Here is a 25,088-nt window from a genome sequence, read left to right on the forward strand (position 1 = left end):
ATCTCCGCTTTTAAGGGTGCAGGACGGAATGCCGGACGCCCAGCGCTTCCAGCAATTCGGTTTCGATAGCGGCAGCGCGTTTATCTGTTCTCTGTCGAGGGTGATCGATATCGACACGCAGATCGTGACTGAAACGCCCCTGATCCAGAACGAGAATGCGGTCGGCCAAAGCGACAGCCTCCCAGACATCATGCGTCACCAGCAAGGTTGCTGGCTTGTGCTTGCGCCAGAGGTTGAACACCAGGTCGTGCATGCGAAGACGCGTCAGCGCATCAAGTGCGGCAAATGGCTCGTCCAGCAAAAGCAGTTGCGGTTCTCGCACCAACGCCCGCGCCAAGGCCGCCCGCTGTGCTTCACCGCCAGATAATGTCAGAGGCCATGCATCGATCCTGTGCGACAGACCGACATCGGCCAGCGCTTGCGCGGCCTTGCCGCTGTTGCGGGCGTTCGGCACACCGAGCGCAACATTGTCGATCACACTTTTCCACGGCATCAGCCGAGGCTCCTGAAACACGACGGCACGGCGTTGGGGAATTTCCAGCACGCTTGCGGGAGCTTCGTCGAGCCCCGCAAGCACGCGCAAAAGCGTGGATTTTCCTGAGCCGCTTCTGCCAAGCAGGGCTACGAATTCCCCCGGCGCGATGCTTAGATCGATACCATCAAGAATTGCCGGTCCGCCGAAGGACCGCGACAAGCCACGAATTTTTACGATGCCGCTCATGATATCACCGCAGGGCGCCAGCGCAGGGCATAGGCCTCGATTGCGCGAACCAGCCCGTCAGTGAGCAGCCCCATGAGCGCGTAGACCAGCAGGCAGACCACGATGACGTCGGTTTGCAGGAAATCGCGTGCATAAGTGATGATATAACCTATGCCACTGGAGGCATTGATCTGTTCTGCCACCACGAGGCTAAGCCATGCGATGCTCAATCCATAGCGTACGCCGACGAGCAACGAAGGCAGAGCGCCGGGGATCACGACATGCCGAATGATTTCGAGCGTGCTGAGATTGAGGGTGCGTCCGGCTTCGATCAGCTTGCGATCAACGCCGCGAATGCCGCCATGCAGTGTCAGATAGATCGGGAAGACGGAGCCAAAGGCAACCATGCCGATCTTTGGTGCTTCACCGATACCGTACCAAAGGATGAAGAGCGGAAGAAGCCCCAGAAAAGGCATCGCCTTCAGCATCTGTACCGGCGGATCGATGATGGTTTCACCGAGCTTGGAAAGCCCGGCGAAAAGTGCCAGTGCGACGCCTACGACAAGCGCGATGGAGAAGCCTGCAATGACGCGGAGGAACGACACGGCCAAACCTGTCGCAAGTTCACCCGAAGCCAGCAGCCGCAGGCCGGTTGCCGCGATGTCTACAGGCGACGCCAGCGTGCGGGCCGATAAAAGCCCCGTCATGCTCGCCAGTTGCCACAAGATCAGGATGGCGATGGGCGATACAAGCCTACGCATCCATTGCGGGAAGCGCGGACTTGCTTTGGTATTGCCGACCGAAGGAAAACCGACGGTCGCCGTTTTCTCCAGAGCGCTCGTATCAGCCATTGAGGGCCTTTCCGGTCAGATCCCGGTCGAACAGGGTTGACCACGTAAACTGCTTGCGCTCTGTGACGGGCCGCTCGACAGGAAGGCGCGGCAATACCATTTCGCCGAAACGATAGGCTTCCTCCAGCAGTGGCATGCCCGACAGGATGAACGTATCGACGCCCACGGCCTGATAAGCTTCAAGTGTGCGAATAACCGTGTCGGGCGAGCCGACGATTGCGGTGCCGGGGCCGGGGCGGACGAGACCGATACCCGCCCAGAGATTGGGTGAGATTTCAAGGTCGCGCAGATTGTCGGGTTTCACGCCCCCATGCATTGCCGTCATGCGCTGCTGGCCGACAGAGTCCGTGTTGGAAACGAAGCGCTTGTTGCCCGCCATGGCCTCTTCATCCATCTGGTCGTAAAGGTCGGCTGCTGCTTCCCAGGCCTTTGCGTCAGTCGAGCGCACGATTACATAAAGACGGATACCGTATTTCAGTTCGCGCCCATGCGCTGCGGCGCGCGCTTTGACTTGGCTGACCTTCTCGCCCATCTGTTCGGGCGTTTCTCCCCACGAAAGATAGGTATCGACATGCTTTGCCGCGACTTCGATTGCGCTGTCCGACGATCCGCCAAACCATAGTGGCGGTGGGGCAATCGACGAACCGGCAGGAAGGGCCAGTTTTGCGCCTTCGGTCTGGAAATATTTGCCGGCATGGGTGACGCTTTCACCTGCCATAAGACGATGCCACAGCGTCAGATACTCGTCGGCCATCAGATAGCGTTCGTCATGCGGCAACATCATGCCATAAGCGCCAAGCATCTTGGCATCGCCGGAAACGACATTCAGCATCAGTCTGCCGTTGGAAAACTCCTGAAATGTCGCTGCCATCTTGGCGAGCAGCGTTGGCGCTACCAGACCCGGATGGAAGGCCAGCAAAAACTTCATGCGCTCCGTATAGGGCAGAAGGGCTCCAGCCAGCGGCCACACATCATGAGCGCCGGTGGCAAAAAGCGCGCCGGTATAACCCAGATGGTCATAGGCCTGTGCAAGCTGCTTGTAGTAGCCGTAATCGACGACGCGTGAGCCCTCGGGTTTCCAGGGATAAGCGCCGTCTGGCGCGCACATGTACCAAAGGACATTCATGCTGTTTCTGCCTCGTTATGCTCTGCTATAATTTCCAGTCTGCGGCTGATCGCAGCATGGCGAAGCAGTATGTCTGCCTCTGCCTGCTGTTCTCGCAAAAGCGTGTCGTCAGCGGGCACGATGTGCCAGTTGCGTTCCTGGATCACCCGCGTCCAGGCGCGCCGCTCATTGTCGTCGGCGTCCTTGGCGAGAAGGGCTGCGGCCTGTTCAGGATGCGCGATAATCTCACGACCGATCCGGGCGAGTTCCACCGCAAACGCATTGATTACATCGTCCGGCAGATTGCGCTGTCCGATCGTCCAGAACACCGAGCGATTGGGAATTGTGGTGCCGCAATGCAGCAAGACATGGAATTCGCCACTGGCGAGCGCCTGTTCGAGATGCGGCGCCATGGCAATCCACGCCGCCACTTTGCCGGCACGGAGCAGTTCACGCGAAGGGCTCGCCAGAAGATCATGCCGTTTTACATCATCAAGACGAAGCCCGACCTGCTCCAGACTTTTTGCCAGAAAATAAGTGTGAAAGGAGCCATCGACGAGCGCAATATCGCGCCCTTTCAGGTCGGCGACGGTCTGGATATCAGTATCCTTCGCAACCAGTATCGCACCATTTGCAGGCCGTGGCGCAGATGCTGCGGCATAGGTCACCGGCAGCCCGCTCTCCGCTGCAAGAATGGGCGGCGTGGACCCCGTGCCACCAATGTCGATATTGCCGGCAATAAGCTGCTGGGCGGTGTCGCGGCCTTCCGGATAAGGCACGAATTCCGGCTTGAAATCGGCGAAAGCCCCCGGCCAGCGAGACGCGAGCGTCAGATGCAGATTATTGGGATGAAAGCCGATCTTGAATGCCATGAAAACGGGGTCCGGTTGCAAATTCGTTATATAAATTTATATAATGGGATTCAGGCAGGCACCGAAGGAAGGCTTGATTAAACCTTCGGCGGAACTTGGAAAACCATTCCGTGTTTGCTCTATTTTTGAGATTGAATGGCAGGGCGCGACGATCATGAACGAGAAAGCCACTCCAAAAGCCCATGTGCCCAAGGTGAAATGTCGGGCGGTCGGCGCAGCGTCTGATTTTCTGAAAGCCATATCCAATCCCGTGCGGCTTTCGATCCTGTGCGTCTTGCTGGAAGGCGAGCGCTCGGTAAGCGAATTGGAAGACGTGCTGGATGTTCACCAGCCGACCCTGTCACAGCAGCTTGGGGAGTTGCGCGAGGCTGGTATTATCGAAGGGAGGCGCGAAGCGCGCGCGGTCGTCTATCGCGTAGCGGACCCGCGCGCCGGGCAGCTCATCGGGCATTTGCGCCTGCTGTTCTCCGATCCCGGTGCGTCTGCAATATGGAAAGGTGCCCAGCTTGGGGCGCCTGCTCCATCGGAAATGCTGGACAGCTAAGCCGGTTCAGCTATGGCCAACACTGTCGCCTACCAGTTCACACGCACGCCGAGCTTTCCATTCCAGGCATAATTGTCGGCATCAAAGGTCGTGCTGTAGCTAGGATTGCCATACCGAAGCCTTTGACATCTTGATCAGGGAAGCCAAATTCCGTCGCCCGGTTTGAGCTGGTTGTCATGTTGTACCAGGTTTGCGGTCTTTGAGTTACTCTTCTTCGCCGACACGCTCAGGGAATGAGCAGATCAACTGCCTGCCATAAATGGCTCCCATCGAAAGTATTGCAGCATAAAGGAACACTTCTGGTCCGTAATCAGGTGTTGGGTTCGGGATTGGTTGGACGGGTGAAACAGGCGGTGTTGGTGGGGAGGAGTTGGTGGTGTGGGGGGGTACGGGTGTAAGCTCGGATCGGAGATACCAGTTCTCTTGAGCGGAAGCGTCAATACTGCCGCGATAAAGCGAGTATTCCCAAGGGCCAGCCACGGCTGGACCCGCGAGATGGATCGCGCCGGTCTCCCTTCGTTCCGTCATTGGCTGTATCGACCATAAGATTACCACTTCCAGTGGTGATGGCGCCTTGCCTGCCCGCATTCGTCACCTCCAACCGAGTGGAACCAGATGCCCCGCCGCCGTCGATGATCAGGCGGTCGGACAGTGAGCCGTACGTATCAAGATAAGTGTTGAACCCAATTTGACCTGCTTTACCGGGGCTTCCCCAAATGCGCGTAGCGAAAGCATAGTCGCCGGACGGGGATTTGCCTCACAGAAATATGTACATTCGTTACTGATTGGCGTGAAAGACCTTGGCCGCACCCCGCCATTGAGGGAAGCGCGGTTGCCAAAAAACCATAATTGCTTCACATAGATCGGTACGTACATTTCGCGCTGAACAACGGGGCAACACTTGAAACGCCTAAAATTTGCTTCTCTTTGCCTCCTTCTGGCAACCGTTTCACCTGCACTTGCTTTCGAGGCTGGTACACCGCCGGACCTCAAGCCGCTGCCGCAGCAGGTTCAGGCCGCGCGCCTGACCTCTGAATTTTTGTCGCGTTTTCATTATAAGCCAGTGCCACTCAACGATGCTCTGTCTGCCAAAATTATGGACCGGTTTATCAAATCGTTGGACCCGGACCGGCTGATCTTCCTTAAATCCGACAATGACGGGTTTATGGCGGACAAAACCAAGATTGACGACGCGATCAAACAGGAAAATCTGAGCATCCCGTTTTCCATCTTCAATGTTTATGAAAAGCGCATTACCGACCGCATGGCCTATGCGCGCAGCCTGTTGAACACGAAGTTCGATTTCAATGAGCAGGAGAGCTATCCGCTGATGCGGGACAAGGCACCTTGGCCTGCAACGGATGAGGAAAGCAAGGACCTTTGGCGAAAACGCGTCAAGAATGACTGGCTGCGCCTGAAGCTGGCTGGCAAGGATGATGCCTCGATCCGCGAAACGCTGGAAAAGCGCTATCAGAATTCGCTTGAACGTATTTACAAATACAAGAGCGACGATGTTTTCCAGATGTTCATGGCCGCCTATACAACCTCGGTTGACCCCCATACGGATTATTTCGGCGCCAGTGCTTCTGCCGAGTTCGATATATCGATGAAGCTTTCTCTCGTCGGTATCGGCGCGGTTTTGCAGGAACGGGACGACTACATCACGATCCGAGAGCTTGTGGCCGGTGGCCCGGCTCAGGTGTCGGGTAAAATCGCAGTCGGTGATCGCATTACGGGTGTCGGTCAAGACGAGACCGGACCGATGAAGGAAGTGGTTGGCCAGCGTCTTGATGAAGTTGTACAGCTGATCCGTGGCGCCAAAGGCTCGGTGGTGCGCCTGGATATTCTGCCTGCCAATGCAGGACCGGACGCGAAGCACCAGATCATCAGTCTGGTTCGCGACAAGATCAGCCTGGAAAAACAGGCTGCGCAGAAATCGGTGCTTGAGGTCAAGGATGGCAATGCCACGCGCAAGATCGGCGTTATCACCTTGCCTGCCTTCTATGAAGATATCGAAGCGCGCAGAAAAGGCGACAAGGATTATCGCAGCGCCAGCCGCGATGTCGCCAAGCTCATTACCGAACTGAAGCAGGACAATGTCGATGGCATCCTGTTCGATCTCCGTAACAATGGCGGCGGCTCGTTGTCGGAAGCAATTGATCTGACCGGTCTTTTCGTTGGAAAAGGTCCGGTCGTCCAGCAGCGTAATGCCAATGGCAAGGTCAAGGTTGAAAGTGATGATCGGTCGACGCCTGCCTGGCAGGGGCCGCTCGGCGTGCTGATCAATCGTGGGTCGGCGTCGGCGTCCGAGATTTTTGCGGCGGCGATACAGGATTATGGTCGGGGCGTGATTATCGGAGAACCGAGTTTCGGCAAGGGCACGGTACAGACCGTGGTCAATCTTGACGAGGTGGCGCACAATCCAGAGCCAAAATTCGGTGAGCTTAAGCTGACGATCGCCCAGTTCTTCCGCGTGAACGGAGGCACGACGCAGCTGCGTGGCGTAACGCCGGATATCAGCCTGCCCGGGCTCTTTGATCTGAAGACTGTTGGCGAGTCGAGCTTCGACAATGCCTTGCCGTGGAGCGAAGTCAAACCGGCAAAATACAAGCGTTCCGGCGATATCAAGCCACTCTTGCCTCAGCTGCAAAACCTTCACGACGCCCGCGTAAAGGATAATCCTGAGTTCCAGCAGTTTGTGGATGACATTGCGGTGTTGAAAGCACAGCGCGAAAAGGCGGAGCTTTCTCTCAATGAAACGGAACGCCGCAACGAAATGACGGCGGAAGAAAACCGTCTGAAAGCCCGCAAAAAATCCGATGATGGCTTCAACAACAGTCCGGATGACGGTCTTCAGTCGAACGAGCGAAGCCTGAGCGCAGATATCGCCATTGAGAAAACCCGCAAGAGCGCCAAGGACGTTCTGCAGATTGAGGCGGCGGGGATCGTTGCCAATCTCTCGGATATGCTGGCTGGCGCTAAGGCGGCGGCGAAATAGTCGATAATAGTCATCACCCCTATGCGGCAAATCGCGCATAGGGGTGATGGTGAATATTACCTCTGACCATTCCGGCTTAAATGGCCGCAGCACTACTGTCGATCTTGACGACCAGTTTTCCGAAATGTCCGGCGCTTTGAAGCGCGTTATAAGCATTCTCGGCCTCACCGAATGGATAGATCTTGTCGATCTGCGGTTTGATGCCGGTACGAACAAGGGATGAAAGCGTGGAAACCGGGCCGACATAAATGCCCTGCAAGGTGATCCTCTTTTCAAGGATTGCAGCAGTTTCGATGGAACCGTTAAACCCGGTCAAGACGCCCATAAGCGATATGCGTCCATCAAAGCGTGTTGCCTTGAGGGTCTTGTTCAGCGTGGCCGGACCTGCTGAATCGACAGCCAGATCAACGCCCACATTCCCCGTTAGCCGCAGGACTTCATTTTCCCAATCGGGATGTGCCTTATAGTTGATGACGTGGTCAGCACCGAGCTTTCTGGCACGTTCCAGCTTTTCGTCGGAACTCGATGTAATGATGACCCGAGCGCCCGCCATTTTTGCAAGCTGCAAGGCGAAGATCGCCACGCCGCCCGTACCGAGCAGCAGGACGGTTTCGCCTGGCTCTAAAGGTCGTCTTTCAAAAAGCGCGGACCATGCCGTAACGCCTGCGCAGGGAAGCGTTGAGGCTTCTTCAAATGTCATGGGGTCCGGTATCCGTACGACCCCGGTTGCCGGTACGACGATACGCTCACTCAACACACCATCGACGGTATTGCCGCCAAGGCTTGCAGCCTTCTTCACCTCGGAGAAGGGGCCTTCAACCCATTCAGGCATAAAACCGATGACCACACGATCACCGATAGCGTAATCTGTCACGCCTTGTCCGATAGCCGATACCACGCCGGCTCCATCGGACAAAGGAATGCTGTCCTTGGTACGCTTCGCGACGATAAGATCGCGATAGTTTAGTGACGCAGCACGCAAATCGACTGCAATCTCTCCGCGCCCTGGCTTGCGGTCCTGTTTCTCAACCAGCCTCAGGCGTAGATTTTCATTTCCGGTCAGAATGTAACTTTGCACGGCATTGTCTCCTTTAATGCCGAACAAATAGGCCTATATTGACCTTTGAAAAAGTACGTACAAATTTGGCATGTAGTATCATGGATGATAGTGTCAGGACACGCGGCAAGCGCCGAAACGTCAGCAAAACAGGCTGCGCGGTGGAAGCAACGCTTTCAGTCATCGGTGGTGTTTGGAAACCGGTAATCCTTTTTCATTTGCTGAAAGGAAAGCTGCGCTTCAACGCACTTTGCAGGCTCGTTCCAGCAGCGACACCAAGGATGTTGACTTTGCAGCTCCGGGAGTTGGAGGCTGACGGGATCATAAACCGCACTGTCTTTCCGGAAGTGCCGCCGAAGGTGGAATATGAGCTGACGGGCCTTGGTCATTCTCTTGCGCCCATCTTGATCAGCATGCGGGACTGGGGCGAGCGCATTCAGGGCGATCAAGCGCATCCAAGCGCAAAGTGCTGAGTTGGATATATAGGGGCGACTTCATCCTTGACGGGCAACCACCTGCACGTTTAAGCGAAAGGGCAGACGGAACCAACAGCGGAAGCCTCTGCCAATGAGCACTTTGCGCATTCTCCCCAGCGCCGATATCCCTGAACTGCCGAACCGCTACAACGGCAAGGTTCGTGAGAATTACGATCTACCGGACGGCAGCCGTATCATCATCTCTACCGACCGGCTGAGTGCCTTCGACGTCATCCTGACATCGATCCCGTTCAAAGGTCAGGTTTTGACGCAGACCGCGTCCTATTGGTTCGAGGAAACGGCGGATATTTGCCCGAACCATGTTCTAGCTTATCCAGACCCGAATGTCGTCATTGGCAGACGGTTGGACATTCTGCCGGTTGAAGTCGTTGTGCGCGGCTATCTGGCGGGTACGACCAGCACGTCGATCCTCACGAAGTACCGCAAAGGCGAGCGCCAGATGTATGGCGTCACACTGCCCGATGGTCTGAAGGACAATGAAAAGCTGCCTCATCCGATCATCACGCCGACAAGCAAGGCTTTCGACGGCGGACATGATGAGCCCCTTTCCGGTGAGGAAATCCTTGAACAAGGTTTGCTGACCGCAGAACAATGGGAAACCGTGTCCCGTTATGCGCTGGCGCTTTTCGAGCGTGGACAGGCGCGCGCTGCGGAACATGGATTGATCCTTGTCGACACCAAATATGAGTTTGGAACAGACGCAAGCGGCCGCATCATTCTCGCGGATGAAATTCATACGCCGGATTCAAGCCGCTATTGGATTGCCGACAGCTATGAAGAGAGCTTCGCTGCGGGAACCCGCCCGGCGAGCTTCGATAAGGATTTCGTGCGCGCCTGGGTCACCGAGCGTTGTGATCCTTATAACGACCCGATCCCGGAAATTCCGCTTGAACTCATCGAGCAGACCTCGAAGGTCTATATTCAGGCCTACGAACAGATCACCGGCAAGACTTTTGTGCCCGATCTGACCGGCCAGACGGTGCTGGACCGCGTTCGCGCCAATCTCGAACCATATTTCGTCAAGAAAGCAAAACCGGCGCGCGCCAAGCCGACCACCCGTGCGCCGCGCAAGAAGGCTGAACCAAAAGCAGCTGTCGTGAAACCAGTTGCAAAGGAGGCTGCTGTTACCGCTCCGGCTGTTCGTAAGAGATACACACCAGCGGAACGGGCTGCCATTCTTGCAGCAGTTGCGAAGGCCACCGAGAACGGCAAAGCTACGCTGAAAGCTGTATTGCAGCATGAAGGCGTCAGCGAGCAGACCTATTACAACTGGAAGAACGCTGCTGGTAAGTCCGCAGCCCCAGCCGCTGCCACTCCTTCTGCAGGTGACGATTTGAAAGCGCTGCTGGCGTTGGAAGCGGAAAACCTCAAGCTGCGCAAGGAATTGGCAGCAAAACTTCGAGCGGAAAATGCGGAATTGCGCAGGCGTCTCGGCAAGGCATAACACTTAAAAAACAGGCGACCGTAATTAGGTCGCCTGTTTTGCTTTCAGTAGAAATATCGGTTCATTGTCCATCGAATATTTGCGCAAACGAACGCATGAAGTGGTCGTTCTCTTCCGGGCTGCCGATGCTGACGCGAATAAAATTCGTGTATCCCTGTTGTTTCCATGGTTTGACGATGACGCCGTCGCGTAAAAGCTTCTCGGCGAAAGCAACGGAATCCGTCTTGACGTCTATGAACAGGAAATTGCCTTTTGACGGAGCGAACCGGATTTGCCGCGTGCCGAGGAAATCAGCCACACGGGCCCGCTCACGCAAAGCAAGAGCTACACCTGCCGCAAGATGTTCGCTGTCACGCCGGGCGATCAATCCAGTCGCCTGTGCAATCGCATTGGCGTTGAAGGGCGTGCGGGCGCGGTCAAGATAACCGCGCAAGGTGCTGTCGCTTGTGAGGCCGAAGCCAAGACGTGCGCCTGCCAGCCCATAGGCTTTGGAGAATGTTCGAAGCACGATCCAGTTAAGGTCGGTGCCGCGTAACAGGTCTATGGCTGATGGATAATCATCCCCCGCCGCATATTCGGCATAGGCTTCGTCGAGCACAAGCAAAGTGTTTGGAGATGTCGCATTTATAACCCGCTGTAGCGCTTTCGGATCGAGCCAGCTTCCGACCGGGTTGAGCGGATTTGCGAACATGACAAGCCGCGGGCCTTTTGCAACGGCGGCCACCAGAGCATCGACATCGACCTCCAGTGATTGTTTTACCTCGACCCGCTCGACCACAGCTCCCATGAGCGTCGAATAGTCTTCATGCAAAGGGAAGGATGGGTAAAGCGTGACGACGCGATCACCGGGGCGAAGCACAGATCGGCAGATGACCCCGATCAGGTCTTCCGATCCGTTGCCCAAGATAACCTGATCCTCCGGCAGCCGAAACTCCTGCGCTATTTCGAGTGCCAGAGCGCGACCGGACGGATCGGGATAAAGCCTCAGCAGGTCGTGCACGGAGTCGAAGAGTTCTTCTATTTTCGGAGAAGGACCCAAAGGGTTCTCGTTCGAACCGAGCTTTGCGATCTTGGCCGGATGATAGCGATGTTCGACTTCGGCAATGGTCAGCCCGGCATTATAAGGGCTAAGGGCGCGTATCTCTGGACGAATCAGACTATTGAGCGCTGTTTGATCATCGGTCATTTCACGTTCTCCTCTCATGGCGCGCTCTTGGATGCGGCGCGCCTTGCTAAAGAACGTTCTAAGACTAAACTCCTATTTTGTATATATATGTATAGACAAGTTCCGAAAAAGATGCCTTTATGTCGGGGAGACCATAAAAAATTGCTAAACATTACCCGCAGAATGGTTAGAAGTTCTGGCGATGTTTTGTTCAGGCAGGGTCCATAGGGGAACATGATGCAGGTTTTATCGCTTTTCGACCTTAGCGGGCGTAAGGCGCTGGTCACTGGCGCGAGCCGGGGGCTGGGACAGGCTATTGCCGAGGCTCTGGCATCGGCAGGGGCCGACGTTGCCATAACAGCGCGCAAGTCCGACGATCTGACCGAAACGGCCTCTCGCATCGCCGCTCTTGGGCGCGCCTGCATGCCGCTTTCCCTTGATGTGCGGGCCGTTGAGGCCTGCGCAGACGTGACTGCACAAGCCGCCGCCAAACTGGGCGGTCTCGATATTCTCGTCAATAATGCCGGTTATGAAGAAATACGGCCTTCGCTCGATGTTGACGAAGCGCTGTGGGACCGCATTGTCTCGACCAATCTGAAGGGCGCATTCTTTTGCGCTCAGGCCGCGGCGCGTCACATGACGGATACCAAAAGCGGCGGCGCAATCATCAATCTTTGTTCGCTCACCTCCTATGTTGGCGTACCGACAGCGGCACCTTATGGCTCGTCGAAGTCTGGCCTCATGGGGATGACGCACGCGCTTGCAACGGAATGGGCGCCGCACGGCATTCGCGTCAATGGTATCGCGCCCGGCTATTTCCGCACGTCGATGACGGACGTTTTCTATGAAAATGAAGAATGGCAAAAGTCCATGCTGGATAAAATCCCCCACGGGCGGTTCGGTCGCATGGATGATGTTGCAGGCGCGGTGGTGTTTCTGGCGAGCACCGCATCCGCTTATATAACGGGTCAGGTTATCCCCATCGACGGCGGCTATCTGGCATCGATCTAACGTTTCGGCTCCCCGAAACTGACTTGAGACACTTACGACCGGCGTTTTCAAACGCTTCTGAATGAAACGGGAAACATCAATGAAATCCACCGGAAACGGAACTGGCCCCAATGCCAAGATCGGACCGGCTGCCGTCTCGGCCAAGAATGTCAGCATGATCTATAACGGTTTTCATGCCGTTCGGTCGGCTTCATTCGATCTCGATCAAGGACGTTTCCTGACCATTCTCGGGCCATCCGGTTCGGGCAAAACAACCCTGCTGCGGCTGATCGCTGGTTTTCAACGCCCAAGTGTCGGCGAGATTTTCATCAATGGCCAGGCTGTCAGTGCGGTTCCGTCGCATAAGCGTTCGATCGGCATGGTGTTCCAGAAGCTTGCCTTGTTTCCGCACATGACAGCAGCGGAAAATGTGGCTTTTCCGCTCAAGATGCGCCGTTTCGATGCCCGGACTATCCCGGAAAGGGTCGAGCGCTATCTCGATCTGGTTCGTTTGGGCGGGCTCGGCAACAGACGCGTTCATGAGCTCTCCGGCGGCCAGCAACAGCGCGTCGCCATTGCCAGAGCCTTGGTGTTCGAGCCTGATCTTCTGCTGCTTGATGAACCGCTGGCCGCGCTTGACCGCAAGCTTCGTGAAGAAATGCAGCTTGAATTTCGCCGCATCCAGCGCGAACTGGGTGTCACCACGATTAACGTCACCCATGACCAGCGTGAAGCACTGGTCGTGTCGGATGAAATCATCGTTATGGATGGCGGTGAAATACAACAGATGGCAAGGCCGTCGGAAACCTATCGCAACCCGTCCAACGCTTTTGTCGCGAATTTCATCGGGGTTACCAATTTCATCACCGGGAAAGCTGCGTCCGTGGACGGCAGTATCGTGCAGGTGGATGCGGGGCCGAAGCTTGTTGGTATATTGGGTGACGGTCAAAAGCCAGTTGCCGCAGGCGATGGTGTTTCTTGTGCCATTCGCGCCGAACAAATCCGTATCGGTTCAAATGCTGAAGGTGCTGCCGGGCTGGATACCACGCTTGAAGGTGTTGTCACCGACGCAATCTTTGAAGGCGAGCGCATTGTGTATGAAGTGCGCGTACCGGCGCTGGGCGATGCCTTGATGCGCGTGTTCGATCACGATCCGGTCGGACACAGCCAGTTTGAAGAAGGCGCGACCGTCACGCTCGGCTGGAATGCACGCGATCTCATCGTTTTTGCAGCATGAACTGAACACCAGATTACAGACAAAACCCTAGAGGAGAGAACATTATGAGCGCTGTGAAGAAGCCTTTTTTGATACTCGACCGCCGCCGCTTCCTGCAAAGCGCAGGCGCTATGGCCGCTGCTGCCGGAACCACCTCGCTTGGCCTTTCCCGCGCTTTCGCGGAAGAGCCTGCAAAGCCGAAAGAACTCATCGTGCGCGCCTGGGGCGGCAGCTGGGTCGATGCGCTGAAGGCGGGCGTTTCCGATCCATTTACGGCGAAGACCGGCATTTCAATCCGCCACGATCTGACGGAAGACAATGAAATTCAGCCGAAGCTTTGGGCAGCGGTAGCGCAGAAGCGTATTCCGCCGATCCATGTCAACTGGGATACGACGACCAATGCAACCAAATCGGCATTGCGTGGCGTGACGGAAGATCTGTCGGACCTGTCCAATCTGAAAAACACTACCGATCTTGCCAAGCCGGTCGGCCTCGACGGTTATCCGATCGTCAATACCTATGGCTATGTCTATGTGCTGGCTTATCGCCCGGAAGCATTCCCGGATGGCCCGCCGAAGTCGTGGCATGCTCTGCTTGATCCGAAGTTCAAGGGACGCATCGCGCTTTACAATGACGGCATTGGTTTCCACTTCCCGGCACAGGTTGCCGGGGGCGGCAAGCTGGAAGACATTCCGGGCAATATGCAGGCAGCCTGGGATTTCATCGCCAAGGTGAAGCAGCAGCAGCCTCTGCTCGGTGAAGACCCGGATTTCACCACCTGGTTCCAGAAGGGTGAAATCGATCTCGCCTGCACCATTTCGACCAATGCGCGCGAAGCCCAGAAGAACGGCGTCAAGATCGACTGGACCGTGCCTGAAGAAGGCGCGAAGTTCGACACCGATGGTTTGTGGATTCCAAAGGGTCTGCCGGAAAACGAGCTCTACTGGGCCAAGGAATATATTAACTTCGCTCTCACCAAGGATGCGCAGCAGGTCTGGCTCGACGGCCTCGGCCTGCCGGGTGTGGTGCCGGGTCTGACGCCGCCCGCCGATCTGGTAAACGATCCGGCCTATCCGACCAAGGACGAGGATTTCAAGCATCTCATCCGCATCTCGGCCAAGGTACAGGTTGAGAACGAGAGCGAGTGGTTCTCCAAGTTCAAAGCGATCATGCAGGGCTGATCCAGCTCGATAGACAACAAGGATTGCCCGATGAGGGCGATCCCTATGCCCGATATCTCAAGGCAAATATTCAGGAATTGAAACATGCGAGCGGCACGCTCTGCCTATCCGGTGGTTTGGCGTATCATGGATGCGCTGGAAGCAATTGCAGCCTTTATATGGCCCGCGCGGTTTAACCGTGCTGTGCCCTATCTGATGCTGTTTCCGGCCATCGTGTTGGTGGGCTTGCTGGTGCTCGGCCTGATCCAGATAGCAGACACCAGCCTGCGTACGCTCGACACGTCAACCTTCCTGATGTCGGACTATTACACGCTCGCCAACTACAAGCGCGCCCTGACGGAATCCCTCTTTGCGACAGTCGCCTGGCGCAGCCTTTTCGGATCGCTCGTCGTTACGCTTTTCACGCTCATTCTGGCGTTTCCCTATGCCTATCTGATGGTCAGAACGCCTTCGGCAGCCTTGCGTAAATTCCTGCTGATCGCGCTTTTTCTGCCATTCTTCATCGGGCAGGTGGTGCGCGCTTATGGCTGGCTCATCATTCTGGGCAATCAGGGCATGGTGAATGAGGCGCTCGGTCTCGTCGGTATCCCACCCTTGCGCCTGCTTTATAACTATCCGGCAGTTCTGTTCGGACTGGTGCAATATATGCTGCCATTCGCGGTCCTGATGCTGGCGCCGGCGCTGACGGCCATACCAGAAGAAATGGAAGCGGCGGCAAGTTCGCTTGGTGCGAACTGGATGCGGACATTTGCGCATGTTGTGCTGCCCATGGCGCGTCCCGGTCTGATTGGCGCGGGACTTGTGGTGATGACGCTTTCGCTGACCGATTTTGCCATTCCGGCGATCCTTGGTGGCGGCTCTCAGGACTTTATCGCCAACGCCATTTATGACCAGTTCTTCCGCACATCCGATCAGGGGCTGGGCGCGACTTTGGCGCTGCTTCTGGTTGGTGTCGGTTCCATTCTTGTCGGGATCGTCTTTACCCTGTTCGGTGCGGGAACGCTCGCCATGGGGAGGGCGCGGAAATGACCGCTCCACTGTCCAAGTCTGTCGTTATCTGGACCTTTGTAATTGCCGTGCTGGTGCTTCTCTCTGCACCAACCATCGTGGTTCTTGGAGCGTCGTTCACGTCGGGCAATATGATCACCTTCCCGCCCGAAGGGTTTTCCTTGAAATGGTATCAGAAGATCGTCGGGACAAGCGATTTGTGGGATGCATTCCTGCGTTCCCTCTACGTGTCCTTCATCTGTACCATCGTCGCTATTCCTGTCGGAACGCTGGCCGGAATCGCACTGGCCAAATATGCGGTGCGCTTTGAAAAGACGATCCAGATCTATCTGCTGTTGCCTTTCACGATCCCGCTGATCGGTTCGGGTATCGGCCTGATGCTGGTCTTCGGGCATGCCGGTATTCTGGGTCAACTTTGGCCAGTTGGGATCGCAGCCTGCGTCATCAATCTGCCTTTCATGATCTGGGCTGTGACGGCAAGTGCGGCCAATCTCGATGCTGACCTTGAACTGGCCGCCGCAAATTGCGGCGCAGGGCCGATATCGACATTTTTCTTTGTGACGCTCCCGGTCGTAGTGCCGGGTGTAATCAGCGGATCGCTGCTGATGTTCATTCTGGCGCTCAACGAATTTCTGGTGAGCCTGCTTCTGGTTGACGCCCGTATCGTCACCCTGCCGGTGCAGATTTACAATTCGATCCGATCCATCATCACGCCTGACCTCGCAGCGATTTCTGTGGTTTTCATCGCCTGCGCCGCGTTTGCTATCTTCCTGCTCGACCGTCTGGTCGGGCTCGACATTTTCCTGAAATCGAAATGATCAGCTGCGTCCCCAACGCAGCGAGCAAGGAGCCGACTATGTCCGATATAACCTTTCACGAACTGGCAAAGCTGGACGACGCCAAGCGCGCGGAGCTTTTGAAGCGTTCGGAAACCGATCTCTCAGGCTTTATCGAGAAAGTGAAACCGATCATCGAAGCCGTTCGCACGGATGGCGACGCCGCATTGGTGCGGTTTGCACGTGATTTCGACAAGGCCGAAGTCGATCCTGCCAACATCAAGGCAACCGAGGCGGAATTTGACGCTGCTTTCGACAAGGTCGAAAAAGACGTGATCGAAGCCATTCAATTCGGCATCGACAATATCCGTCACTTCCATGAAGAGCAGAAGCCGGAAGCGATGTGGCTGAAGGAAATGCGTCCCGGCGCCTATGCTGGCGACCGCTTTACGCCCATCCGTTCGGTAGCGCTCTACATCCCGCGCGGGAAGGGCGCATTTCCGTCTGTCACCATGATGACCGCCGTGCCTGCTGTGGTTGCCGGTGTGCCGGAACTGGCCATCGTTACCCCGCCGACCCCGGATGGCTCGGTCGATGCCGCCACGCTCGTCGCTGCACGTCTGGCCGGTGTCGAAACCGTCTATAAGGTTGGCGGCGCGCAGGCCGTTGCAGCGGTTGCTTATGGAACGGAGACCGTGAAGCCCGCGCTCAAAATCGTTGGTCCGGGCAGTCCATGGGTTGTCGCCGCAAAGCGCCTCCTTGGTGGTGTCATCGATCCGGGTCTCCCCGCAGGTCCTTCCGAAGCAGTGATTTTCGCAGACGATACCGTCAAGGGCGGTCTGGCCGCGCTCGACCTTTTGATCGAAGCCGAACACGGTCCGGATTCCTCCGCTTGGCTTGTCACGCATAGCCGCCGGGTGGTGGAAGAAGCACTTGCCGCTCTGCCGGATCATTGGGCGCGCATGACGGAGCAGCGGGTTGGTTTTTCCAAGACCGTTCTGACCGGCAAATATGGTGGTATCGTCCTGACCTCGTCGGTCGAGGAAAGCTATCGCTTCATCAATGATTATGCGCCGGAACATCTGGAGCTTCTCTCGACCGACCCTTTTGCGCATCTTGGCCACATTACCGAGGCTGCGGAAATCCTCATGGGGCCGCATACGCCGGTGGTTATCGGTAATTTCGGCCTCGGACCCAATGCCGTGCTGCCAACCAGCCGCTGGGCGCGCACCTATGGCCCGCTTTCTGTGACCGATTTCGTCAAGCGTTGTTCCATCGGCTATGTGACGGCTTCCGCTTATCCGGAATTCGCCAAGCACGCCCGCACGCTCGCCCGTTATGAAGGCTTCTCGTCTCACGAAAATGCCGTTTCGGAAATCCGCAAAGACTATCTTTAAGAAAGTGCGCGCAATGAAAGCGGTCCGGCTTTATGCGTCCAAGGATCTGCGGGTCGAAAATATCGACCCGCCAACGGTGCTTGAGCCGGGCTGGGTCCGGCTGAAGGTTTCCGCTGCGGGAATTTGTGGTTCTGACCTGCACAATTTCTCCACCGGCCAGTGGATCAGCCGTTCGCCTTCGGTTGCGGGGCATGAATTTGCTGGCGTCGTGACCGAGACTGGAACAGGTGTGAGCGGGTTCAAGCCGGGCGATACGGTCATTGCCGATTCCAGATATTGGTGCGGCGAATGCCCGGCTTGTGCGAGCGGTCGACACAATGTCTGTTCCACTCTCGGTTTTATCGGTGAAGTCTGCGATGGTGGCTTCGCTGAGGAGACGGCGCTACCTGCGCGGCTCCTTGTCCATTATGCTCCCGACATCAACCCGGTTGTCGCCGCGATGGGCGAGCCGCTTTCGGTTGCGTTGCATGCCATTCGCAAGCAGCGTGTGCCGTCCGGCGAGGCAGTTCTGGTTGTGGGGTGTGGACCGATTGGCGGGCTTGTGGCTTTATTGCTTTCCCGTTTGCACGACGGGCCGGTGTTGGTCTGTGATCGTAATGAACAGCGCGTTGAACTGGTTTCGAGAGTAACCGGCGCAATCAAGGTGGAACTCGACAAGCCTGCTCTGGAGCGTGCGCTTTCAGGTAAAACCTTGCGTTATGCCATTGATGCGACGGGCAATATCGCCGTTTTGAACGCGATCATCGATGTCCTGTCCGGTGGTGGTTCTCTGGCGCTCGTCGGGATTTCGCACGGCAAGATCGAGCTTGATCCAAATATTCTGGTTGAGCGGGAAATCAGTCTGATCGGTTGTCATGCCTATCAGGACGAACTTCAGGAAATAGCGGCTTTGCTGCCAGAACTGGAGGCATCGTTGGTGAAACTGATCGACCGCGAGATTTCACTTGATGAAGTGCCGGAGGCTTATGACCGCTTGCTGGCGGGCCAGGCCGAAGGACTGAAAACGATCATACGGATAGGAGCATAGTCGCGTCATGAGCTCTGCCGGTAAATCGGATGCGGATCATCGTTCGGCGATGGAATTGCCCGAAACGGCAGGGCCCCTTTACGAGAAGGTGAAGGCCCAGGTTCTCGAAAATATTCGGTCAGGACGCTGGCCTGGCAATTTTCGCCTGCCATCCGAGCATGAGCTTGTAGAGGCGCTTGGCATCTCCCGCATGACCGTCAACAGGGCGCTGCGCGAGCTGACCGATCAAGGCATTTTGAAGCGTATTCAAGGTGTTGGTACATTCGTTTCACCGCCTAAGCCCGAAACGACGTTGATCGAAGTGGTGAACATTGCCAACGAGATTGCGGCGCGGGGCGCGACGCATCGCGCGCAGGTGGTGGCGCTCGATATTGTGCAGCCGGATGCGGCGCTGCTGAACGCGTTCGAACTGCAAAGCCCGATAGCTGTCGCGCATTCAATCATCGTACATTTCGAAAACGATGTGCCCGTGCAACTGGAAGAACGCTTCGTCAACACGCAACTGGTGCAGGATTATGAACTGCAAGATTTCCGCACCATGACGACCTATGATTATCTGCAGAAAAGCACACCGATGACGGAAGTCGAACAGGTGATCTCAGCGGTGACTGCGAATGCGCAGATTGCCGACTTGTTGCAAATCGAGGTCAATGCAGCCTGCCTCCACCTCGACCGTCGCACATGGACCAGAGAGACGGTCGCGACCGTCAACAAGCTGATCTATGCGGGTGATCGCTATCGCTTGGGCAGTCGCTACAAGCCTGAAATTTACAGATAGTCCACCGGGTTATCGATACTCAGCGCGTTCGAACCATCTCGATATTGCTATGCTGAATGCGTGCTTTGAGCAAATCCTGCCGCGAGACCAGACCGACGACTTTGTGTGACTGCGGGACGAGAATGGGAATGCGTGGAATGCCGCTCATAACCATCAGATCGGCGACCTCGCCAAGCGACGTCGAGGTGAAGGCTGTGGGTTGCGAGGCGTCGGAGAGGGTTTCGGCAAGCGATGCGGCCACCGGAGCGCCCGACACCTGCCATTGCAGAACTTCCGATCTGGAAACAAGACTGAGCAAGCGCCCGTCATCGCTCAGAACAGGATACGCTCTGTGGTGTGCGTCTTTCGTGAAAAATGCAATCGTCTCGTCAATCGACTGTTTTCCCGACAGACATTCCGGCGCAGGCGTCATGACGTGCGCAGCCTGTAGAAATGCAAACGGGTCTACCGAATATTACTGCAAGATATGGCGTCCGCGGCGCGCAATTTTCTCTGTCAGAATGGAGCGGTTGAGAATGAGGACGCTGACGGCATAGGCTGACACTGACGCGGCAATGGTCTCGGGCAGGGCGACGAAATGACCGGTCAGTTCGACCGCGAAGATGGTGCTCGTCAGTGGCGCGCGCATTGCGCCGCTTAATATACCGGCCATGCCGATCATGGCCCAGAAGCCTGCGCCGCCAGACAGGAACTGCTCAATCAGTCCACCCAGTGCACCGCCAAGCAGAAGAAGCGGGGCGAGGACGCCGCCTGACGTGCCGGAGCCAAACGCAATCAACCAAACTGCCGCCTTGACCACCAACAGCAATGCGATTGCCTTCATGGTCATGAAACCATCCAGCAATTGTTGGATGCTGGCATAGCCTGCACCGAGAACATGCGGATCGATCAACCCTCCGATGCCGACCGCGACGGCTCCAAGTGCTGGCCACCACATCCAATGGACTGGCAACTCTGGTTTGCCTAGCTGATGGGCAGGCCGGTCTCGGATTTCATCGTGCGCAACGCGATTTCGGATTGCACGCGGGCGACCTGCGGATGGGGTAGCAGCACGAGATGAATGAAATCGGCAAAGGCGGAAAGGTCCTTGGCGACAATAATCAGCACATAATCCGCATCGCCGGAAACCGAATAGGCTTCGCGCACTTCTTCATGTCGGGTCAGAAAGCTGACGAAGGATTCATCGGTGCGTTCGTTATGGGTCGATAGATTGACGCGTGTGATGGCGCGCAATCCGTAGCCCAGCTGTGCCGCATCAAGCCTCGCAGAATAGCCCTGAATGATGCCTTCCTGCTCCAGCCGCGTGCGGCGACGCGAGCATTGGGATTGTGACAGATTGACCAGTTCAGAAAGCTCCGCATTGGTCAAGGACGCATCGCGCTGCAATGTTTGCAAGATTGCACGATCAAAGGAATCAAGCGTAATTTCGTGCATGAAACGTCCTTCCGGCTCATAATTTGTGCAAATCTTCGCTAAGATTGCCACATATTGCAAGCACTTCGCGCGGGTCAGCTCATAGAATCTTCTCAATTTAAGGAGGATTCAAAATGGGACCATATCCGCACGACGCAGCCAAAGCCGAAATCAACGAAGCAAATCCCGCGGGAACGGACGGTTTTGAATTCGTGGAATTCGCGCATCCCGAACCAGAAAAGCTCGATATATTGTTCCGCCAGATGGGCTTTCGTCCTGTTGCCAGGCATCGCAAGAAGGATATCGTTCTCTATCGTCAGGGCGACATCAACTATCTTCTGAACCGTGAGCCCAACAGCCACGCTGCATCCTTCGTTACAGACCATGGCCCTTGCGCGCCTGCAATGGCGTGGCGCGTGGTAGACGCGGGCCATGCGCTGCGCCGCGCAGTAGAACTTGGCGCGGAAGAATACCGTGGCGACGGCAAGTCGCTGGATGTTCCGGCCGTTATCGGTATTGGCGGCTCACTGCTCTACTTCGTGGAAACCTATGGCGAAGACGGTTCATGCTATTCGGCGGAGTTCGAATGGCTCGGAGAGGTCGATCCGAAACCGGAAGGTTTCGGCTTCTATTACCTCGATCATCTCACGCATAATGTGGTGCGCGGGAATATGAATACGTGGTACAAATTCTACCACGACACCTTCAATTTCCGGGAGATACGCTATTTCGACATCGCCGGAAAAATGACGGGGCTGACCAGCCGTGCATTGACATCGCCCGACGGGAAAATCCGTATTCCAATCAATGAAAGCGCCGATGATCACAGCCAGATCGAGGAGTATCTTCGCGAATATAAGGGCGAGGGCATTCAGCATATAGCAATCGCCAGCAATGATATTTATGGCGGTACGGATGCGATTTCAGCACAGGGGCTGGAATTCATGCCCGGTCCTCCGGACATCTATTACGAAAAGTCCAAGGCGCGCGTCAAAGACCACAAAGAGCCGCTCGACAAGCTGAAACGGCGCGGCATTCTCATCGATGGCGAAGGTGTTCTGGGCGGTGGCGAGACGCGCATACTGCTGCAGATTTTCTCAAAAACCGTCATCGGGCCGATCTTTTTCGAATTCATTCAACGCAAGGGCGACGACGGCTTTGGCGAAGGCAATTTCAAGGCCCTGTTCGAATCCATCGAGGAAGATCAAATCCAGCGCGGTGTGCTCAGCAATGTGCAGAAACCGCATCAAGATAAGCGTGTGGCGGAGCGCAACGCATGAGCGACGCCTGGCGTTCCTACGCCGGGGCGCCTGAGAACGGCACCATCATTTGCGCGTCGTCGGACATTTCCGATGGTTACACAAAATGTCTGGTTCTGCGCGCTGATGGGAAGGAATTTCCGCTTCTTCTCATCAGGCGGGACGGAATCGTGCGCGGCTTTGTCAATGCTTGTCCGCATCAATATCTGCCATTAAACTACCGATCAGATGCAATACTCTCAACCGATGGTGCGCGTCTCCTCTGCACAGCACACGATGCGACGTTCGACGTTGAGAGCGGAAAATGCTTGTCTGCCGGACTTGATGGACTTGATGCGGTTCCTGTAGCCGATGATGAAAACGGGAATATCGTCATCCGCGAACGGCAGTAAACAAGCAACGGGAGGAAATCATGCCGAATACAATTCGCCTGCATCGCGTCATTGCAGCCAAGCCGGAAAAAGTTTTCCGAGCCTTTGTTGAGCCGGATGCCATAGCGAGCTGGTTGCCGCCTTACGGATATCTTTGCACTGTCCATGAACTGGATGCAAAAGCTGGCGGCAGCCATAAAATGTCGTTCCGCAATTTCACGACGGGCCACGGCCATTCGTTTGGCGGCACGTATCTTGAAGTGGTTCCCGGCGAGCGCCTTGTCTACACGGACAAATTCGACGATCCGAACCTCCCGGGTGAGATGAAGGTTACGGTCGCGCTGAAAGCCGTGTCTGTTGGAACCGAAATCAGCATCACACAGGAGGGGGTGCCAGACATTATTCCTACAGAAGCCTGTTATCTTGGCTGGCAGGATTCTCTTCATAAACTCGCAAAGCTGGTCCAGCCTGAGATTAATGAATAGCGCTATATGAGTATGCGTTGCTGATGGAATGCCGGTGAGGGCCGTTCGTTCACATCAAACGCTACTTTTCATCAGCCGAGTGCTTTATTCTGATATCTAGCTTGCGAAGCACTCGGCTTTGTATTCTCACAAAAGTATCGGGCCGCTGGATAGCAAATACTTATTTTATAAAACCCTAACTTTTCTTGGCAATTTTTCTTGCCTTAACGCAACTGCGCCCTACCCTCCCTCTCTGTCCGATTGTGGCTTGGAGGGCAGTATGCAGTGGCTTCAGTCCGTTTTTGAGCAGGCACCGGAGATAGCACTATTTCTATCTCTGGCTGGCGGTTACGCGCTGGGAAAAATACATTTTGGGAAGTTTCAGCTGGGTGGCGTCGCTGGGTCGCTGCTCGTAGCGGTCGTGATCAGTCAAGTCGGTGTCCATATCGACAATGGGGTGAAGGCAGTGCTCTTCGCCCTTTTCATTTACGCCGTCGGTTTCGAAAGCGGTCCGCAATTCTTCCGGTCGCTTGGGCGTCAATCTCTTCGAGAAATTGCGATGGCCGCGGTGCTGGCCATCAGCGGATTGGTGACGGTGGTTGTCCTGGCGCGTATGTTCGGCCTCGACAAAGGCCTCGCAGCCGGCATTGCCGCAGGGGGCCTGACACAGTCAGCCATCATTGGCACCGCCAGTTCGGCGATATCGAAATTGGGTCTGGCCGCCGATGAAGTTCAGCGATTACAGGCCAATGTCGCCGTTGGCTACGCGGTCACCTATATTTTCGGCTCGTTCGGTGCAATCCTGGTTTGCGTCAATCTGCTGCCGAAATTCATGGGACGTAGCATTCGCGACGATGCCATCAAGGCGGAAGCGGAACTTCTTGCCGGTATTCGGCTGCTCGGCCCCAATGAGCAGGAAGCTGCGCCTGACCTTGTCGGGCGTATCTATCAGGTAGACAAAGCTGCCGGAAAAACCGTCGCGGAAATCGAGGCCAAAACCTCTATAGACAATTCCATCACGATTGAACGCGTCAAACGTGCAAACAAGATCATCGGTGTTGCACCGGATCTCAAGCTCGAAACCAATGATATCATATTGATTGTCGGACGCCGCACCGGCGTTGTCACATTGGGCAATGAGCTTGGTTCCGAACTACAATCATCCGATGGTATGGATGTCATCGTCGCTATTCGCGATGTGACCATCACAGCGCCCGAATTCGTCGGAAAGTCGGTTGCCGATATCAAACAACATATAAGTGCCGACCTCCGTCACGGTATTTATGTGATTGGTGTCAAGCGGGCCGATAAACCACTGCCGCTCAAGCCCGATACCGTTATCGCGGCTGGCGATGTCGTTTCTCTTTACGGAACGGACCAGGACTTGCAGCGTGTTTCAAGCTCAATCGGGCCGGTTATCGTTGTCAGCGACAAGACGGATTTTGTCTTCCATGGACTTGGAATTGCAGCTGGCCTTTTGATCGGCCTTGCCGTCATTCGTTTTGGGTCGATCCCGCTGACACTGGGAAGTGGCGGTGGCGCACTGTTGTCGGGCCTGTTGTTTGGCTGGTACCGCAGCCGCAATATGGCAATCGGCAATATGCCAACGGCGGCTTCGACGCTTCTGCGCGATCTCGGTCTTGCGGGTTTCGTCGCCGTTGTCGGTCTCCAGTCGGGGCTACAGGCGGTTCAAACGATCGTCAGTAGCGGTCTGTCGATCTTCCTGATTGGTGTGGTGGTGACCATTCTCCCGCTCATCATCACCATGCTATTTGGGCGCTATGTTCTCAAATATGACAACGTAGCCGTTTTCGCCGGTGCGCTGTCTGGTTCGCGCAGCGCAAATCCTGCCTTTGGCGAAATTCTGGATAAGGCCGGCAACTCGATACCAACCACTCCATTCGCAATCACCTATGCGCTTGCCAACGTGTTCCTGACCTTGCTCGGGCCACTGGTAGTCGCGTTTTCCTGAGGA

Annotated in this window: 26 protein-coding genes and 1 pseudogene; 17 read left to right on the forward strand and 10 right to left on the reverse strand. The window is 55.9% G+C overall.

The window, feature by feature from the left end:
* Positions 1 to 10: 10 nt before the first annotated feature.
* Genes D8666_RS10695 through D8666_RS10710 form a run of 4 tightly spaced genes read right to left on the reverse strand, consistent with a single transcriptional unit; the run spans position 11 to position 3,528 of the window.
* Positions 11 to 721 carry an ABC transporter ATP-binding protein gene (locus D8666_RS10695; protein WP_121537775.1) on the reverse strand — a complete coding sequence of 237 codons (711 nt, stop codon included), beginning with the start codon at positions 719 to 721 and terminating at the stop codon, positions 11 to 13.
* On the reverse strand, positions 718 to 1,551 hold the full coding sequence (locus D8666_RS10700) for an ABC transporter permease (protein ID WP_121537777.1): 834 nt from the start codon (positions 1,549 to 1,551) through the stop codon (positions 718 to 720). Before D8666_RS10700 ends, D8666_RS10695 begins: the two co-directional genes overlap by 4 nt.
* Positions 1,544 to 2,677: an LLM class flavin-dependent oxidoreductase gene (locus D8666_RS10705; RefSeq protein ID WP_121537779.1), complete on the reverse strand. Its 1,134-nt coding sequence runs from the start codon at positions 2,675 to 2,677 to the stop codon at positions 1,544 to 1,546. Before D8666_RS10705 ends, D8666_RS10700 begins: the two co-directional genes overlap by 8 nt.
* Positions 2,674 to 3,528: an ABC transporter substrate-binding protein gene (locus D8666_RS10710; protein WP_121537781.1), complete on the reverse strand. Its 855-nt coding sequence runs from the start codon at positions 3,526 to 3,528 to the stop codon at positions 2,674 to 2,676. The genes D8666_RS10705 and D8666_RS10710 overlap by 4 nt, the downstream gene beginning before the upstream one ends.
* A 154-nt stretch (positions 3,529 to 3,682) precedes the next feature.
* Between D8666_RS10710 and D8666_RS10715 the strand changes: the two genes are divergently transcribed.
* Positions 3,683 to 4,072 carry an ArsR/SmtB family transcription factor gene (locus D8666_RS10715; RefSeq protein WP_121537978.1) on the forward strand — a complete coding sequence of 130 codons (390 nt, stop codon included), beginning with the start codon at positions 3,683 to 3,685 and terminating at the stop codon, positions 4,070 to 4,072.
* 436 nt (positions 4,073 to 4,508) lie between these two features.
* Here the strand turns inward: D8666_RS10715 and D8666_RS24650 are convergent, their stop codons facing one another.
* Entirely contained in the window at positions 4,509 to 4,790 is a 282-nt protein-coding gene (locus D8666_RS24650) for a hypothetical protein (protein WP_371830813.1), read from the reverse strand.
* Between the two features lie 183 nt (positions 4,791 to 4,973).
* Between D8666_RS24650 and D8666_RS10725 the strand changes: the two genes are divergently transcribed.
* Positions 4,974 to 7,070, forward strand: coding sequence for a carboxy terminal-processing peptidase (locus D8666_RS10725; protein ID WP_121537785.1), 2,097 nt, complete (start codon positions 4,974 to 4,976; stop codon positions 7,068 to 7,070).
* Positions 7,071 to 7,146: 76 nt separating this feature from the next.
* On the opposite strand, the gene D8666_RS10730 is transcribed toward D8666_RS10725, so the two are convergent.
* On the reverse strand, positions 7,147 to 8,148 hold the full coding sequence (locus D8666_RS10730) for a zinc-dependent alcohol dehydrogenase family protein (RefSeq protein ID WP_121537787.1): 1,002 nt from the start codon (positions 8,146 to 8,148) through the stop codon (positions 7,147 to 7,149).
* Between the two features lie 80 nt (positions 8,149 to 8,228).
* On the opposite strand from D8666_RS10730, the gene D8666_RS10735 reads away from it, so the two are divergent.
* The 3 genes and pseudogenes from D8666_RS10735 to D8666_RS24475 all read left to right on the forward strand — a co-directional run bounded on the left by D8666_RS10735 (position 8,229) and on the right by D8666_RS24475 (position 10,068).
* Positions 8,229 to 8,600, forward strand: a complete 372-nt coding sequence (locus D8666_RS10735) for a winged helix-turn-helix transcriptional regulator (protein WP_109366064.1) — start codon at positions 8,229 to 8,231, stop codon at positions 8,598 to 8,600.
* Between the two features lie 103 nt (positions 8,601 to 8,703).
* Positions 8,704 to 9,642: pseudogene (locus D8666_RS10740) on the forward strand (phosphoribosylaminoimidazolesuccinocarboxamide synthase); the annotation flags it as partial.
* A gap of 78 nt (positions 9,643 to 9,720) precedes the next feature.
* Positions 9,721 to 10,068: a transposase gene (locus D8666_RS24475; protein ID WP_235858942.1), complete on the forward strand. Its 348-nt coding sequence runs from the start codon at positions 9,721 to 9,723 to the stop codon at positions 10,066 to 10,068.
* Between the two features lie 61 nt (positions 10,069 to 10,129).
* Here D8666_RS24475 and D8666_RS10745 read toward each other — a convergent pair whose 3' ends face one another.
* Complete coding sequence (locus D8666_RS10745; protein ID WP_121537789.1) at positions 10,130 to 11,254, reverse strand: histidinol-phosphate transaminase; 1,125 nt, start codon at positions 11,252 to 11,254, stop codon at positions 10,130 to 10,132.
* A 216-nt stretch (positions 11,255 to 11,470) separates the two neighbouring features.
* On the opposite strand from D8666_RS10745, the gene D8666_RS10750 reads away from it, so the two are divergent.
* From D8666_RS10750 to hutC, 8 genes are all read left to right on the forward strand, one after another.
* Positions 11,471 to 12,244 carry an SDR family NAD(P)-dependent oxidoreductase gene (locus D8666_RS10750; RefSeq protein WP_121537791.1) on the forward strand — a complete coding sequence of 258 codons (774 nt, stop codon included), beginning with the start codon at positions 11,471 to 11,473 and terminating at the stop codon, positions 12,242 to 12,244.
* A 79-nt stretch (positions 12,245 to 12,323) separates the two neighbouring features.
* The gene (locus D8666_RS10755) at positions 12,324 to 13,460 is read left to right on the forward strand and encodes an ABC transporter ATP-binding protein (protein WP_121537793.1); all 1,137 of its coding nucleotides are present in this window, start codon (positions 12,324 to 12,326) and stop codon (positions 13,458 to 13,460) included.
* Between the two features lie 44 nt (positions 13,461 to 13,504).
* A complete protein-coding gene (locus tag D8666_RS10760) occupies positions 13,505 to 14,620 on the forward strand; it encodes an ABC transporter substrate-binding protein (RefSeq protein ID WP_109366059.1) in 1,116 nt (371 codons plus the stop codon).
* Between the two features lie 84 nt (positions 14,621 to 14,704).
* The gene (locus tag D8666_RS10765; RefSeq protein WP_121537795.1) at positions 14,705 to 15,649 is read left to right on the forward strand and encodes an ABC transporter permease; all 945 of its coding nucleotides are present in this window, start codon (positions 14,705 to 14,707) and stop codon (positions 15,647 to 15,649) included.
* Complete coding sequence (locus tag D8666_RS10770; RefSeq protein ID WP_109366057.1) at positions 15,646 to 16,446, forward strand: ABC transporter permease; 801 nt, start codon at positions 15,646 to 15,648, stop codon at positions 16,444 to 16,446. The genes D8666_RS10765 and D8666_RS10770 overlap by 4 nt, the downstream gene beginning before the upstream one ends.
* A 38-nt stretch (positions 16,447 to 16,484) precedes the next feature.
* Positions 16,485 to 17,801 carry a histidinol dehydrogenase gene (hisD, locus tag D8666_RS10775; RefSeq protein ID WP_121537980.1) on the forward strand — a complete coding sequence of 439 codons (1,317 nt, stop codon included), beginning with the start codon at positions 16,485 to 16,487 and terminating at the stop codon, positions 17,799 to 17,801.
* Between the two features lie 13 nt (positions 17,802 to 17,814).
* Complete coding sequence (locus D8666_RS10780) at positions 17,815 to 18,828, forward strand: zinc-dependent alcohol dehydrogenase (RefSeq protein WP_121537797.1); 1,014 nt, start codon at positions 17,815 to 17,817, stop codon at positions 18,826 to 18,828.
* 7 nt (positions 18,829 to 18,835) lie between these two features.
* Positions 18,836 to 19,606: a histidine utilization transcriptional repressor HutC gene (gene hutC / locus D8666_RS10785; protein WP_109366055.1), complete on the forward strand. Its 771-nt coding sequence runs from the start codon at positions 18,836 to 18,838 to the stop codon at positions 19,604 to 19,606.
* A gap of 19 nt (positions 19,607 to 19,625) precedes the next feature.
* On the opposite strand, the gene D8666_RS24350 is transcribed toward hutC, so the two are convergent.
* From D8666_RS24350 to D8666_RS10795, 3 genes are read right to left on the reverse strand one after another with little or no spacing between them, the layout of a single operon-like run.
* Entirely contained in the window at positions 19,626 to 20,018 is a 393-nt protein-coding gene (locus D8666_RS24350) for a CBS domain-containing protein (protein ID WP_209445978.1), read from the reverse strand.
* A 42-nt stretch (positions 20,019 to 20,060) separates the two neighbouring features.
* On the reverse strand, positions 20,061 to 20,558 hold the full coding sequence (locus tag D8666_RS24355; RefSeq protein WP_209445979.1) for a chloride channel protein: 498 nt from the start codon (positions 20,556 to 20,558) through the stop codon (positions 20,061 to 20,063).
* 11 nt (positions 20,559 to 20,569) lie between these two features.
* Complete coding sequence (locus D8666_RS10795) at positions 20,570 to 21,040, reverse strand: Lrp/AsnC family transcriptional regulator (protein WP_121537799.1); 471 nt, start codon at positions 21,038 to 21,040, stop codon at positions 20,570 to 20,572.
* Between the two features lie 113 nt (positions 21,041 to 21,153).
* On the opposite strand from D8666_RS10795, the gene hppD reads away from it, so the two are divergent.
* From hppD to aspT, 4 genes are all read left to right on the forward strand, one after another.
* Entirely contained in the window at positions 21,154 to 22,299 is a 1,146-nt protein-coding gene (gene hppD / locus D8666_RS10800; protein WP_121537801.1) for a 4-hydroxyphenylpyruvate dioxygenase, read from the forward strand.
* Positions 22,296 to 22,670, forward strand: a complete 375-nt coding sequence (locus D8666_RS10805; protein WP_121537803.1) for a Rieske (2Fe-2S) protein — start codon at positions 22,296 to 22,298, stop codon at positions 22,668 to 22,670. The genes hppD and D8666_RS10805 overlap by 4 nt, the downstream gene beginning before the upstream one ends.
* Before the next feature lie 20 nt (positions 22,671 to 22,690).
* A complete protein-coding gene (locus D8666_RS10810; protein ID WP_121537805.1) occupies positions 22,691 to 23,134 on the forward strand; it encodes an SRPBCC family protein in 444 nt (147 codons plus the stop codon).
* A gap of 259 nt (positions 23,135 to 23,393) precedes the next feature.
* A complete protein-coding gene (gene aspT / locus D8666_RS10815) occupies positions 23,394 to 25,085 on the forward strand; it encodes an aspartate-alanine antiporter (RefSeq protein WP_121537807.1) in 1,692 nt (563 codons plus the stop codon).
* The last annotated feature ends 3 nt before the right edge of the window (positions 25,086 to 25,088 follow it).

The sequence above is a fragment of the Ochrobactrum soli genome, assembly GCF_003664555.1.
GTDB classification, from domain to species: Bacteria; Pseudomonadota; Alphaproteobacteria; order Rhizobiales; family Rhizobiaceae; genus Brucella; species Brucella teleogrylli.